The sequence below is a fragment of the Cryobacterium sp. Hh11 genome, from assembly GCF_004404045.1.
In the GTDB taxonomy this organism is placed as follows: Bacteria; Actinomycetota; Actinomycetes; order Actinomycetales; family Microbacteriaceae; genus Cryobacterium; species Cryobacterium levicorallinum.
The window spans coordinates 43,134-56,202 of sequence record NZ_SOHF01000039.1; the positions used below are offsets into that span (position 1 = coordinate 43,134).

Annotated in this window: 11 protein-coding genes; 1 reads left to right on the plus strand and 10 read right to left on the minus strand. The window is 66.9% G+C overall.

Annotated elements, in window-relative coordinates:
* Window positions 1–357: 357 nt before the first annotated feature.
* From E3T46_RS17135 to E3T46_RS18100, 6 genes are all read right to left on the minus strand, one after another.
* Window positions 358–1,362, minus strand: a complete 1,005-nt coding sequence (locus tag E3T46_RS17135) for a glycosyltransferase (RefSeq protein ID WP_166790321.1) — start codon at window positions 1,360–1,362, stop codon at window positions 358–360.
* Window positions 1,359–2,408 carry a polysaccharide pyruvyl transferase family protein gene (locus E3T46_RS17140; RefSeq protein ID WP_134472892.1) on the minus strand — a complete coding sequence of 350 codons (1,050 nt, stop codon included), beginning with the start codon at window positions 2,406–2,408 and terminating at the stop codon, window positions 1,359–1,361. The genes E3T46_RS17135 and E3T46_RS17140 overlap by 4 nt, the downstream gene beginning before the upstream one ends.
* Window positions 2,405–3,667, minus strand: a complete 1,263-nt coding sequence (locus tag E3T46_RS17145; RefSeq protein ID WP_134579478.1) for a glycosyltransferase — start codon at window positions 3,665–3,667, stop codon at window positions 2,405–2,407. Before E3T46_RS17145 ends, E3T46_RS17140 begins: the two co-directional genes overlap by 4 nt.
* The gene (locus tag E3T46_RS17150; protein ID WP_241980896.1) at window positions 3,664–6,594 is read right to left on the minus strand and encodes an oligosaccharide flippase family protein; all 2,931 of its coding nucleotides are present in this window, start codon (window positions 6,592–6,594) and stop codon (window positions 3,664–3,666) included. The genes E3T46_RS17145 and E3T46_RS17150 overlap by 4 nt, the downstream gene beginning before the upstream one ends.
* A gap of 8 nt (window positions 6,595–6,602) precedes the next feature.
* Window positions 6,603–7,601, minus strand: coding sequence for a glycosyl transferase (locus E3T46_RS17155; protein WP_198419247.1), 999 nt, complete (start codon window positions 7,599–7,601; stop codon window positions 6,603–6,605).
* A gap of 130 nt (window positions 7,602–7,731) precedes the next feature.
* Window positions 7,732–9,162, minus strand: coding sequence for an O-antigen ligase family protein (locus E3T46_RS18100; protein ID WP_166790319.1), 1,431 nt, complete (start codon window positions 9,160–9,162; stop codon window positions 7,732–7,734).
* 235 nt (window positions 9,163–9,397) lie between these two features.
* Between E3T46_RS18100 and E3T46_RS18780 the strand changes: the two genes are divergently transcribed.
* Window positions 9,398–9,916: an acyltransferase gene (locus tag E3T46_RS18780; RefSeq protein ID WP_277870992.1), complete on the plus strand. Its 519-nt coding sequence runs from the start codon at window positions 9,398–9,400 to the stop codon at window positions 9,914–9,916.
* A gap of 31 nt (window positions 9,917–9,947) precedes the next feature.
* Here the strand turns inward: E3T46_RS18780 and E3T46_RS17165 are convergent, their stop codons facing one another.
* The 4 genes from E3T46_RS17165 to E3T46_RS17180 all read right to left on the minus strand — a co-directional run bounded on the left by E3T46_RS17165 (window position 9,948) and on the right by E3T46_RS17180 (window position 13,065).
* On the minus strand, window positions 9,948–10,526 hold the full coding sequence (locus E3T46_RS17165; protein WP_134579481.1) for a YdcF family protein: 579 nt from the start codon (window positions 10,524–10,526) through the stop codon (window positions 9,948–9,950).
* On the minus strand, window positions 10,523–11,632 hold the full coding sequence (locus tag E3T46_RS17170; protein WP_134579482.1) for an acyltransferase family protein: 1,110 nt from the start codon (window positions 11,630–11,632) through the stop codon (window positions 10,523–10,525). Before E3T46_RS17170 ends, E3T46_RS17165 begins: the two co-directional genes overlap by 4 nt.
* Window positions 11,633–11,646: 14 nt before the next feature.
* The gene (locus E3T46_RS17175; protein ID WP_241980885.1) at window positions 11,647–12,393 is read right to left on the minus strand and encodes a hypothetical protein; all 747 of its coding nucleotides are present in this window, start codon (window positions 12,391–12,393) and stop codon (window positions 11,647–11,649) included.
* 183 nt (window positions 12,394–12,576) lie between these two features.
* Complete coding sequence (locus tag E3T46_RS17180; protein WP_134579484.1) at window positions 12,577–13,065, minus strand: VanZ family protein; 489 nt, start codon at window positions 13,063–13,065, stop codon at window positions 12,577–12,579.
* Between the last annotated feature and the right edge of the window lie 4 nt (window positions 13,066–13,069).

The window sequence follows — 13,069 nt, forward strand, 5'->3', positions numbered from 1 at the left end:
GACCTTGGCGATCCGGTCAGGAGTGTCGTGATTCCGCATTATCTGAAGCAGCGTGTCGTTCTGACAGGTGCCTGGTGGCGGATGCTGGCCCGGTGGGTGCATGGTGCGTATTCAGCGTTCGATGACCGACAGCGTAGGGACTACTCGGATTGAACTATCGGACCGAGCCTATCGATCACCAAAGTCGAATCCGTTTCACTTTCCTGTGAAAGTGCCCCGAATGCCGCTGTCCCGCGTGACGAAATATTCCGGCGGGCGGAGGCAGCGACTCTGCCGAGCCGTGAGTTCCACCGCGAAAAATCGTTCCCATTGGCACGAGGTTCACGGCTCGGTGAGTGGATGCCGCAGCGAGGCAGCTCAGGCGGCGCCCTGCTCGGCCGCGAGGCGCAGCACACGACGGTGCAGCCCAACGCTCACCTTGGCGGTGGCGGCCAGCGCGAGGCGCTTCCAATCGCGGCGGCTTGCGGCGAGCAGCACGAGCCGCCAGGTCAGCCGCGAGCGCAGTTCGGCGACGATCTCGTCGCGCTCCTCGGCGTCGTATGGACCGCTCAGAGCGTCTTTCAGCCCGGACAGCAGCACGTAGCGCAGTCGAAAATAGCCGTACGAGTTGGAGCCGATGATGCGGGTGTCGAGGGTGATCGCGGCAGTGGTGACGGCCTGCTCGACCAACAGCAGTGATTCAGCCCGGCGCGACCCGGAGCGGATGATCGACCCGCCGCGCACGACATAGAAGTAGAGCGTGTCGCTGATCGCGGCGACCCGATCGGACGCGGCGAGCAGCTGCGCGACCATGGCCAGGTCGGAGTGCACCCGGGCCGGCGTGAACTCGATCTCGCTGGCGAGAGCACGTCGGAACAGCTTGTTCCAGAGATGCCCGGTGATGTCGCCGTCGAGCAGCAGCCCAAATGCCGCCGCACCGGTGATCGGCTGCGGCAGAGCGGGCGCGGCCAGGGCGCGCCGCTGGCCGGGATAGACGTACTCCGCGCCGCAGATCACCACGTCGGCGCCGGCCGACCGGGCCGCAGTCACGAGCTTGTCCAGCGCGGACTCGGCCCAATCATCGTCACAATCGACGAACCAGAGAAACTCACCCCGGCTTTCGGCGACCGCCCGGCTGCGGGCGAGCGCGACTCCACCATTGCGTTCCTGCTGAAAGAAGTGAACGGATGCGTGCGCGCCGGCCACCCGCGCACCGATCGCGGCCGTCGCATCCGTTGAGCCGTCGTCGACCACGATGATCTCGATGTTGGACAGAGTCTGGTGGAGCAGCCGGTCGATGGCACCTTCCAGAAACTCGGCGGCGTTGTAGGCCGGAACGATGACGCTCACGACCGGGCACTCGGTCGCGTCGGCCTCGCTCACTCGGTCAGCTTTCGAATCGCGCGGGTCAACTCCGAAAGCGAAGCCCGGGCCTCGACCACGTGCCGGAGAATCGGTTCCCGGCGGCTGATCACATCGCGGGCGCGACGCTCGAGCGCCGCGGCGTCTGGCAGGGTCCAGCCGATCGTGGCGCCCTTGATGCCGACCGCATCGAGCGTGCGCGCTGCCTTGGAGTGTCCGCCCTCGGCGATCACGAGCGGCAGGGCGCCCTCGGTCAGTCCGATCACCGCCGCGTGCAGCCGGTCGGTCACCACGAGCAGCGACCGCTGGTAGACCGCCCGCAGCTTCACTTCCTGCTCGGCATGGTCCGGTCCATCCCAAACCAGCGCGGTTCCGCCGAGCTTGACGGCGAGTTCCTCGGCCAGTGGTCCGTCGCGTTCGATCTGGGAGACCGCGACGATTTGCAGCCCGAAGGCGCCGGCGAGGCCGCGCATGGCCTGAATCCACTCGGAGTCCGGGCGTCTCCCGTTGTAGCGCACCGACACGGCGAGCAGTGGCCGGTCGGGCGTCGACGCGAGCAGGTCGGCATCCGCTGCCCCGGTGGCAAAAGCCCAGTCGGGAGCGATGCGGCCGAGCCCCATCGCTGCCAGGCTATAGTCGTCGCGCCAGGCCACGAGGTCGCAGAGGCGCAGGGTCGCGGCCACCGGAATGCGCCACTTCGTGTTCTGCCGCACGCCGAACCCGGTGTGCACGGCGTGCCCGCCGCGCAGCCGATTGAGAGCGAGGTGCGGCGCAAGGCGCAGATAGCGCAGCGCGTAGGCGCGTTGCAGCTCCATTTCCCCGGCATTGAAGGCATAAACGGATGCTTCCCGCAGCGTCGACCGTGAAATCTCGCGTCGCCAGTCGGTGCTCGTGCGAAACAGCCGATCGGCGTCGTGCAGACCGAGTCCGCTCAGGTAGGAGTCCGCTCGGGATCCGACGAACACCTGCAGCTCGCCAGCTTCCCGCAGGGCGTCGAGGAAGGCCCGGCGCAGCACGGTGTCGCCGACATTGTCGATCTGGCCCATGGCCGAGGCAAAGATTCTCATGCGCGCTCCAGCGTCGAAATGAGCACTCGCTCCAAGTCGGCGCCGCTCGATTGCTCGGAGAAGCGAGCCAGCCACGGCTCGATGTGGTCGAGCGGGAGCTCGGCTGCGCGCAGAATAGCGTCCGCGAGGTCCGCGGGCCGCGCGGACAACGCGAGCTCGCCCGTGATACCGGGCACAATTGCATCCGCTACGCCGAGCGCCCCCGATACGGCCACCGAGGGATACCCGGCCGCGGCGGCCTCGACCAGTACGTTGCCGAAGCCCTCCCGGCTCGAGGTGAGCAGGGCCACGGCGTTGTCGCCGAACTCGTCGAACCAGGTCTCGACCCAGCCGCGGTGGTGAAAGATCACGTCGGCCTGTCGGGCTGCGGCCTGCACATCGCCAAGCAGCGGACCGCCGCCGAACGACACGACCTCGACAGCGACGCCCCGCCTGGCCAGTTCGGCCGCCGCCGCAATGGCCAGCAGCGGTCGCTTCTGTTCGACCAGCCGGCAGGCCAGCACGATCTGAATTCCGTTGGCCGTCCCAGGCCGCCGCGCCCCGGGCGCCACGATCGTAGCGGTGCCGGTCCGGTCGGCTCCGCTCTCGGTCACGGCTCCGTCTCCGTCTCCGGCAACGCGGGCGTGCACACTCGTCCGGCCCGGCCCGCGCGGTGTTCCGCGCAGCTTCGCAGTGGCCGGGTTGGCGACGACGGTGATGCGGTCTCCGCGCACGCCGAACGCCGAGACCAGCTCAGCGGCGACCGGATGCGAGATGGCGATGACATGGTCAGCCCACCGATATATCCGCTTGGCGATGAAGATCTTGACCCGGTGGGCGAGACTCGATCCGGGCAGGCCGAGCGAGACCAGATTGCGTTCGCTCACGAGCACCCGGGGTCGCACGCGCGCCGGCAGCAGCCGGGCCGCGGTCAGCAGCACGAGGTTGGGATACACCTGCAGGGCCACGGCGACATCGGGCTGCCAGTCGATCAGGCTGCGCCGCAGGGCCGCGGTCTTCGCGACGTGCCCGTGCTGTCCGGCGAGAGATCGCCCCTCGACCCCCTCGGGAAGGTATCCCGGCTCCACCTCGCCGGCGGTGAGCACAACACGTACCTCGTAGCCCTGGTCGGCGAGCCAGCCCATCCAGGTGCGGGCGACGAATTCCGCGCCCCCGCCGTGCAGCGACGGAATGACAAAGAGGATGCGGCGCAGCAGTGGGTGCGCCGGCTTCGGGTTCGCCGGGGGATGGGTGGTGTCGGGCGATGTGGGCTGGGTCATGCTCGGCCTTCTCTGTCGTCGCGTGGTCGCGAGAATGTGGGGCGGGATCGGGGCTGGTTAGATCGGGGTGGGTCGGCTCGGGCGCCGCTCGCAAGCCCGGTAAAATTGAGGGCGGCGAGGCGCTGCACCTCGGGCAGCTGGGCGGCCAGGCGGGCGCGGTACTCGCTTCGCTGGGCGAGGACCGCGCGCACGACGGGGACCATACGCGCGGCCAGGCCGACGCCTGGTTCTACGCACAGGTCCTGCGTGCCGAACAGGCTCATCATGCCCGCGACCTTGCCCTGGGTGGACAGTGCGACGGCGGGAACCCGGTGGTACAGCGCCTGCACGGCGAGGTGCATGCGACCGGTCAGCACGATTGACGCCCCAGCACAGAGTCCGCGCACCTCGGCCGGCGTGAGCAGCCGGTTCACCAGAACCACCCGATCTTCAGCGCCGGCCCCCTGGGCGAACCGGTCGAACACCGCGCGGCAGGCGGCGGCATCGTCGCCGCTGTGCCGCACGACATGCGGTAGCAACACCACTCTCAGCCCGGCCTCGAGCAGGGCGGTGATGATCACGGCGTACTCCGAGATCTGGTCGAAGCTGCGCCCGACCAGCGCGCTCGCGTTCACCACGGCGTAGGGCGTCGGCGCGGTGCCGAGGTATTCCGTGGCGGCGGTGGGTGAGCTCGTGCGCACCGCGAACACGGCGTCGGCGACGTCGATCACGTTCCTGAATCGGTCGGCGCGCGCTCGCGCGGATGAGACCGGGTCGCGCAGCTGCAGCCGGGTTCCCAACCGACCGGCGCGGCCGAGTGAACGGCGTACCCCCAGATTGGCGTGGCCGTTCCAGCTGAAGCCGAGAATGCGCGCTTCAACCCCGACGCTGCGGGCCAGGCTCGCGACATCCGCTCGCCGTGACGAGGCCCGCACGCTGTAGGCGCCGTCCATGATGTCGGCGCCGACCACGGTCAGTGACAGGGCTCCGCTCAGCACGGCCGCGAGCTGCACCATGGACTGTCGGTGGGCGCGGTCGTTGCCATAGATCAGGTGCGCGATCGGCTCCAGCCGTGCCCGGGCGGAATGTTCCGCCGGAATGCGCACATCATTGGGGCCCCGCACGAGTACCCGCACCGGCCCTGTGACGTTCTCGAGGTACGCCTCGATCATGGCCTGATCGCCAATGTTTCCCTCGCCGGGCGGCGCAACGAGCACGTGCCAGCGCTCGGTGCCATCCGGGGCCGGCCCCAGTTGCCCGATCGCCCGGCGCAGTGCTGCCCGATCACGCAGATACGGCAGAGCGGATGCCGCGGCCAGGCCGTGCAAAATGCGGTCCAGCTTGCGCACGATGCGCAGCCGGGTGCGCCCACCGCGGCGGGTGCTGCGCGCGGCGGGGGGCGCCGGAGTGAGCTGATCGGTCGCCGTCGCGGACCCACCGGCAACAGCGGGTGAGACCTTCGCCGACCGCAGAAAGCTGCGGGCCTGCGCGATCGAGCGAACATCGCGCCGAAACCGGGGCCAGACCAGCATGACGATGCCAATCGCGACGAGCAGCGCAACACCGCCGAGCGCCACCCGGGCGAGGGGCAGTTCGATCGGAATCCACTGCACGGCAGCCCAGGACGCCCCGGTGGCGAAGCCGTAGCCGAGGATGGCGCGAACGCCGGCGAAAAACATGGCGCGGGCCGGGGCATCCGTTACCCGGCTGATCCACCACAGGCCGATCGGCCAGATCAGGGCGACGCCGAGTGAATATCCGGCGGCGACGCCGTAGACGCCCCAGAAGGAGCCGAGCAGCACGAACGCGACCAGTAGCGGCCGGGTGCAGAGGGCGAAGTACAGGTTCTGCTTGGTGACGCCCTTCGACAGAAACACCCAGTAGGTCGCGTAGGCCGCAGCCTCGAAGAACCCGGCGATGGCCAGAATCTGAAAGATTGGCGCAGAGCCGAGCCAATTGCTGCCGAGCGCGATGCTGATGATCGGCAGCGCCTGAGCGCAGGAAAACGCGAGCACGATGGTGACGGCGTGCAGCATGATGGTTTGCCCGAGCAGAATGAACCGGTCGTATTTGGCCGGGTCGTCCTGCAGTCGCGCCAGTACCGGCAGCGCCACCCGGGTGGACGGGCCGTTGATCTGGTTGAGCGGCAGCAGCAGCAGCTGAAAAGCGCGGTTGTACAGGCCGAGCGGGCCCGCGCCGAGGGTCGCGCCAATCACGATGGTGTCGGTGTTGCGGCTGGCGTAGCCGAGCAGCTGGGTACCGGCCAGGTTGGAGCCGAACGCGATCAGGTGTCGCATCGGCGTTTTGCGGTGAAACCAGCCCGGAAACCAGTTGGTAATGGGAACGAGAATGATGATGGTGAGAATGCCCTGGCTGATCTGCTGGCCGGCGAGGGCCCAATAGCCGAAACCATTGAGCGCCATGACGATGCCAATGGTCAGCCCGCCGACCTGCGCGCCGATCTCCGAGCCGGCCAGTGCCTTGAAATGAAAGTTGCGGTTGAGATCGGCCCGAAACTGGGTGGCGAGGCCGTTCAACAGAAACGTGCCGGCGAGTACCTGGGTGAGCAGCACGAGTCGGTCGTCGCCGTACAGTGTCGCGATCAATGGGCTGAACAGCACAGCCAGCAGCATGAGGGCGAGCCCGATCAGGCTGTTGATCCAGAACAGGTTGTCCTTCTGCTGCCGGCTGAGCTCGCGCACCTGAATCGCCGCCGACGACAGCCCGAAGTTGCGCAGCACCTCGCCGACACCGATGATGGCGGCGACCGAGGCGACGAGCCCGTAATCGCTCGGGTCGAGCAGCCGGCCCAGCACGACGATGCCGCCGAGCTGCACGCCGATGCGAATGAGCTGGCCGACCAGGGTCGTCGATGCGCCCCGGCCCGCTGTGTGCCCGAGTCCGGCGGTGGAACGGGGAAGCGGGGCTGAGGGGCTCGATGGTGGCATCGTCACGGTCAACGGATGCTCCGGCGGGGCCGACCGGTCAGCTGCAAGGCCCGCAGGTAGGTGCCATAACTCTGCAGACCCAGGGTTTTCCAGTCGCGCCCGTCAAGGTGGGGGCGCGGCCGCGAGCCGGCGGCGCGCATCCGCTCCAGGGTGTGGCGCAGGATCAACGGCGTGAGCTCGCCCTCGTACAGATAGATCCAGCCGGGGCCGACCTCCTCGGCCAGGGCCAGATTGGACGGTGTCGACGGCACGAGCACCGGCCGATCCAGGGAGAGGGTGACGAGCAGAACGCCCGAATTGTGCATTTCGCGGTAGGGCAACACAACCAGTTCAGCTTCGCCGACCTCCACCACGAGTTCCTCGTCGGAGACGAAGCGCAGCACCGAGCTGACGCGTTCGTCCTCGGCTTGTTCGGCGGTTATGACCGCGCCGAGGCCGCTGGACGGACGGCCGACGATGCGCAGCGTCAGATTCGCGCCCGGCACCGCGCGAAATACCTGCAGCAGGGTCTCGACTCCCTTATAGGGTCGAATCAGTCCGAAATAGAGGATGCGCCCGGGCACGGAGTCCGGCAGCGGCATGCCGGCGAAGCGGTCCCGATAGTGGCCGTGCAAAATGGTGACGGCCTTGGACTCCGGTTCGACCGGGGTGGTCGGATTCAGTCGAATAACGAGCGCCGTACGGGCATCGAGCGCGGCGAGGGCGCGGGTTTCCGCGTTCTGTCCGGCCTCGTGCGGGGTGAGGTTGTGCATGGTGCGCACGATCGGAATGCGCTGCAGCCGCGCGCGCAGCAGCAGTGCGTAGAGAGCGGCGCGACGAAGCTTTGCCTTCAGCGGCCGGGGAGCGCGAATGAGCAGCTCCGGCCAGTGCACGTGGAACACGTCGTACCGGCCCAGTAGCGCGGTGCGCCAGGTGAAGAACCGCATGGTCACGGCGTTAGGAGCGCCCTCGACGACCTGGTTGACGTAGCGCGTGGTGCCATCGGGTGCACTCAGCGATTGCAACACGGTGATTCTTGTCGAGCCCGTGCCTGTCGAACCTATCGTCGTCACGCCCATACCCCTTACGGGCCGGCAGGAAAAGCCGGCGGTAACTGAGAATCTGTCGGTTTAGAATAGCGTGCCAGGCGGCGGCACGTTAGATGCGCGCATACCCCCGTTTGGGGCGAGCGAGTGATCGTCGTGCCGGCGCCGTGGCAAGCCCGGCGGCGGCATCCGTTTTGCCCGGATTCAGCGTCAGAATCAACAGGCAACCAAGCAGCAGGTGCATCGGGCGCAGTGCGTCGATCGCGTTGAATCCGGCGATACAGACGGTGTACGCGACGAGAGCGGCCGCGGCGCCGACGGCACGTTGGGACAGCGCGTGCGCCACGGCCGAGCCGATCACGAGCAGAAACAGGAGCACTCCGGGCAGGCCGATGCTGATCAGCAGCTGCAGCAGCGAATTCTCGATCGTGACCTCGTTGAACAGGCGCCCGGTGATGCCGGAAGTGCCAGGCCCCGACCCGATCCAACCGGTCAGATTCGCGGCCTGCAGGGACACCCAGACGCCGAGGTCGCGGGCCTGCGACGACAGTTCGGCCTCGACCGAGTTATTGCGGGCGGTAAAGGCATCGAACTGGAAGAGTGCGACGATGCCCGCAGCCACGAGCACCGCGAGCAGCGCGAATTTGCCCCAGTGCTTTTCACCGCGCAGCACCAGCGACACGAAGTATGCGAAACCGATGGCGATCGCCGCCGACAGGATGGCACCGCGCGAGACGGTGGCGACGAGGCCGAGGCCGCTCAGGATCGCGGTGACGAGGGCCGGTTTCGAGTCCTCGCGCAGCCAGACGCCGATCCCCAGGGCGCAGGCGACGGCAAAAAACAGGCCGGCGAACAGCGGATGCCCAAACGATGCGGTCGCGCGATACACCGACCAGTGTTGGCTGTCGCTCAGGCCGAGCACCGTGTACAGCGTGCCCCAGATCGGATTGGCGCGCAGCGCCCCCTCGATCAGGGCGTACGCTCCGAGCCAGGCGCCGAGCAGAAGCCAGGCCCGCCGAATCCAGAAGGCCTCCCGGCTCGCGGTGCCGATGACAAGCGGAAGCAACGCGCCGGCGCTGAAACTGATAGTCCAGCCGAGGCTCGCCTGCAGGTCGGGGCTGCGGAGCAGCGTGAACAGCGACCAGACCAGAAAGAGCACCGCGAAGAAGCGGGTAGCCGACTTGAACGGCGCCGGTGCCGTCGTGAGCGGAACGTTCGCCGTGGTGGTGATCAGCCGGCGCAACGCCCAGATGACAATGATCATGGTGGTCAGCGGCAAGGCGCCGATCGGGCCGTCCTGGGGAAGCACGCGGGCCGGAATGAGCGCAAAGATGACTAGTGCCACGGCCGGCAGAACGTGCACCGGCAGCAGGAACAGGGTCACCATGGCGACGAAGGCGAGCAGGGCCAGCGGAATCACGATAAAGCCGAGACTGGCCACGAAGCGCGGCAGCGCCAGGCTCGCCACAATGACGAACAGGGCGGCGAGCGCGCTGATGATGATCGGCGTGCGGCGCAATCGCAACATGGTGAAATCGAACATCGGCCGCCTTCGGGTGGTAGCGCAGAGTGGTGGCGCAGAAACTGTTGATCGCGCAGGGAATAAACGGGATGGAGCCGCAGCGCTGTTGATGCGATTAGGCGCAACGATAACACGTGAATTTTCCTCAGCGCCAGTGAGAGGGCCGGAAAACCGATACTTTAGGCGGGTTGGGCTGCACAGGCCGCGAAATTCCAGCTGCTCCAGCACCGCACAGCCGACGAAATGGAGTCTTACGGTGAAATTATCCCGACTGACCTACAAGATTCTGCGGCGTGCCCGCGGGAGGGTCTACGCGATTCGGGCGCTGGGTGTGCAGATCGGCAGTGGATGTCGCATCCTCTCTGATATCGCCACTACCGAGCCGTGGCTCATCTCGGTCGGTGACCGGGTGACGATCAGCTCCGGGGTAACCTTCATCACCCACGACGGATCGGGCTGGCTCTACCGCGATGAGCGTGGCCGCCGCTATCGCTTCGCGCCGATTCGGGTGGGTTCGGATGTCTTTATCGGCGCCGGCGTGACAGTGCTGCCCGGAGTGAGCATCGGCGACCGTTGCGTGGTGGGTGCTGGGTCGGTCGTGACGGCATCGGTGCCGGACGGCACCATCGTGGCCGGCGTTCCGGCCCGCCCGATCAAGGCCTGGCCCGAGTTTCACGCGGCGCTGCGCGAGTGGCCGGCCGAGTCCGACATGGTGGGCCAGAGCTACCGGGAGCGGGTGGATTCGATCGCTGAGGGGCTGATGGCCCGGCGCTGACGGCTTCAGCCGGCGCGTTGAGCCGGCGCATTCAACAGGCCGGCGTCAGCCAGGCCTTGATGAATCCGGCGCTCTGGTACCCGAACTGGTACACCCACTTGGGCGGATCCATCGGCTGCGCGGCGCCGATCACCGCGAGTGCCCCTGGGTAACAGCGGGAGATCTGCAGGCGGGCCCTACTCACGTGATAGCTCGAGGTGACCACGATCACGCGGTTCCAGCCCTGAGCGCTCGCGAAGGCGGCGATGGCTTCGGCCTCCCCGCGCGTGCTCGTGGGGTGCGGGTCGAAACACTCCACCTCGATCGCCGTGCCCGGCACGGCCGGGTCACGCCCGCACAGGTTGGCCGGGCGGGTGTCCCCGCCGAAGGCATCCGAAATGAGCACGTGATCGCTGTACCCGGCCCTGGCCAGATCGAGGGCCTTCTGGACGACGGCCGCACTCCCGAGCCCGCCGAGCACGACGATGGCATCGGCGCTGCTCGGAGCGTCTTCACGCGGAAACATGACCGTTCGCGTGGTGACGGCTGCCAGGCCAACGGTCAGCAGGACGAGCCCGGTGAGGAGCACGAGGGCGCGCTGGCGCCCGGCACGGTGGTGCGGCGATTTCACTCGCTGCGCGGCAGCATCCGCTCTGCCGGGTCTGCTGTTTCTGCTGAAGGGGATGCCGCTGCTTCACCCGCCGCCGGCGCCCGTCCGGCAAACCAGATCGGCACCGCAAACGCGTAGCGCAGCACCGGCAGGTCGCGCACCAGTCGCCAGAGCAACAGCGACGCGGCGACCGCGAGGCCAGCGACCAGCGGGGGGAGTGCCGGGCCGAGGCGATCGAGCCAGGCCTGGCCGCGGTAGAGCAGCAGCAGGCTCGTGATCAGCGACACCAGGAGTACATGCACGACGTAGATCGGCAGGGTATTGCGGCCGACATAGGCGAGCCAGGCCATGGCGCGAAAGCCGACCAGGAATCGGGCGACGAGCAGGCCAGCGCCGAGGGCGAACAGGCTCACCACGACGAGCGTTCCGGTGATGAACGGCAGGCGTGAATCCACGGTGAGAATGAGCCCGGCCAACACCAGAAAGGCAGCGCCGCAGCCGAGGCCGAGACCGAGCGCGCCGAGGCGGCTGGGGCGGTTGACGAAGGCGAGGATCCATTCGCGCAGGTAGCAGCCGAGCAGAAAGAACAGAAAGTAGCGGCCGATGCCGTTCCAGGCGATGTTGCCGGTGTCCGCGCGGGCGAAGAACAGCACCGACAGCACGACGGCGCCGCCGAGCTGCACCCGCCAGTCGATGCGGTTGCGCATGAGTTTGGCGGCGACGAAAAACAGGGCGAGGGCGTAGATAAACCACAGGCCGTTGCTCGGGCGCACCGGCGCGAGCAGCAGATCGAACGGGTTGGTCTCGTCGAAGCCGGCCGGGTTGGTCAGGAGCGAGAAATAGCCGAAACGAATGAGGGTCCACAGGAGAAGGGCCCAGACCAGCAGGCTCAGCCGGGTTCGCCACAGCGTTGGCCAGCTGCGTTTAATGATCGAGGCGGCAAACAGGCCGGAGGCGAGAAAAAACAACGGCATGCGAAACACGATGAAGACCAGGTTGATCTTGTTCCAAAACTCCGGCGCGAGGCCGGAGAGTACCGTCCACTGCACCGCGTGCGCGAGGGCCACAAGCAGAATCGCGATGCCCTTGGCCCCGTCAACCCAGTCGACCCGGGTGCGTTCCGCCACGAACTACCTCCCTGCTAGATCGACCACTGCGCGAAGGTTTTGATCATGTCGGTGTGGGCGAACCCGGGGGTGTCGTGCGCGAGCGTGTGGTACATCACCTCGGCGGCAATGGCGACGGGCGCGATTTTCTTGATGAGCGCGAGGCCGTTCCTGCTCGGAATGACGACATTGTCGGGGTGAGCGTCGTCGGAGACCAGCACCTTGACCCGGCTGTTTGTCCACGGGGTGGCGCTGATCCGGGCCGGGTTGGTGCCCTTGATCAGGGTGAGGTCGTTGTTGTACGCATCGCCGACGTGGGCCTGGTTCTTGGTGTCGTAGGCGTACAGCCATTCGTTGTCGTAGAGTCCGTTGACCATGTACAGGCCGCGAATGTACGGAATGAGCTTCTTGCCGTAGGTGTAGCAGGCCAGGGATCCACCAAACGAGGTCGCGCGTAAGAAGTTGCGGCGCACGGTGTACAGCGCGTTCAGGTAGGTCCACGCATTCTTCTGCGCGTTGGTGGCGACGGAGTTGGTGTACTGGGTACCGCCGGCATTGATGCAGATGGCGATGGCGTTCTGATCAACCACGAGTTCGCCGGGGTACTTGAAGCCGCCGTTGAGCGCGTTGTGCGAACTCGAGGCTGCGTGGTAAAACCAGACGGCTCCGATCGAGGCCGTCGAATTGCGCGACACAGTCTGGGGAATGAACAGGCGGGCGCGGTCGCCGCCGATGTCCACTTCAATATTGTCGTAGAGCTTTTTTCCCTTTTGGGTGAGCACATTGGAGAGGCGGGATACCTCCCCTGGCAGTATCGGGGCGGTCGCGGCTAAGGCTCCGGGTGCGCCCAGCGCACTGAAACCCAGCGTTGCAGCGCCAGCGGACGATAATGTGAGAAACCCTCGACGATCCATTCTGCCGAAGATAGCAGAGAGACTCTCTGAGGTCCAACTCAAATTTCGGGATCAGGTTGTTTGTGCCACCGCGGCCGGCGGATGGGCCGGGCCGAGAGCCGCCCGCAGCACGATGGCAGCGATCAGGGTTCCCAGCAGGGCGCCGAGACTGTTGGCGATCACGTCGTTGACGGTGGCAAATCGTTCCGGCAGAAAGACGAGCTGGCCGAGCTCGATGGTGCAGCTGATCAAAGTTCCGATCAGCGTGCCGATCAGCGTACCGATCCACCAGCGACGTATGCCGGTCAGCAGCACGACGAGCAGACCGACCGGAACGAACAAAGCGATATTGGCGCTGAACTCAATGCTCTGGTAGTCGAGCCAGGCCGGTACCCCGTGCGCGCGAAGCCACAGCACGACCGATGAAATCGATCCGTTCAAGCCGCGGTCGACCGGCGTCGGCCAGAACGCGATCAAGGCCAGTGCAGCGAGGTAGGCGAGTGCCAGCCACCCCGCGGCACGGCGCAATATGGTGTGCCGACGTCGTCGGTTTGCGGTCATGACA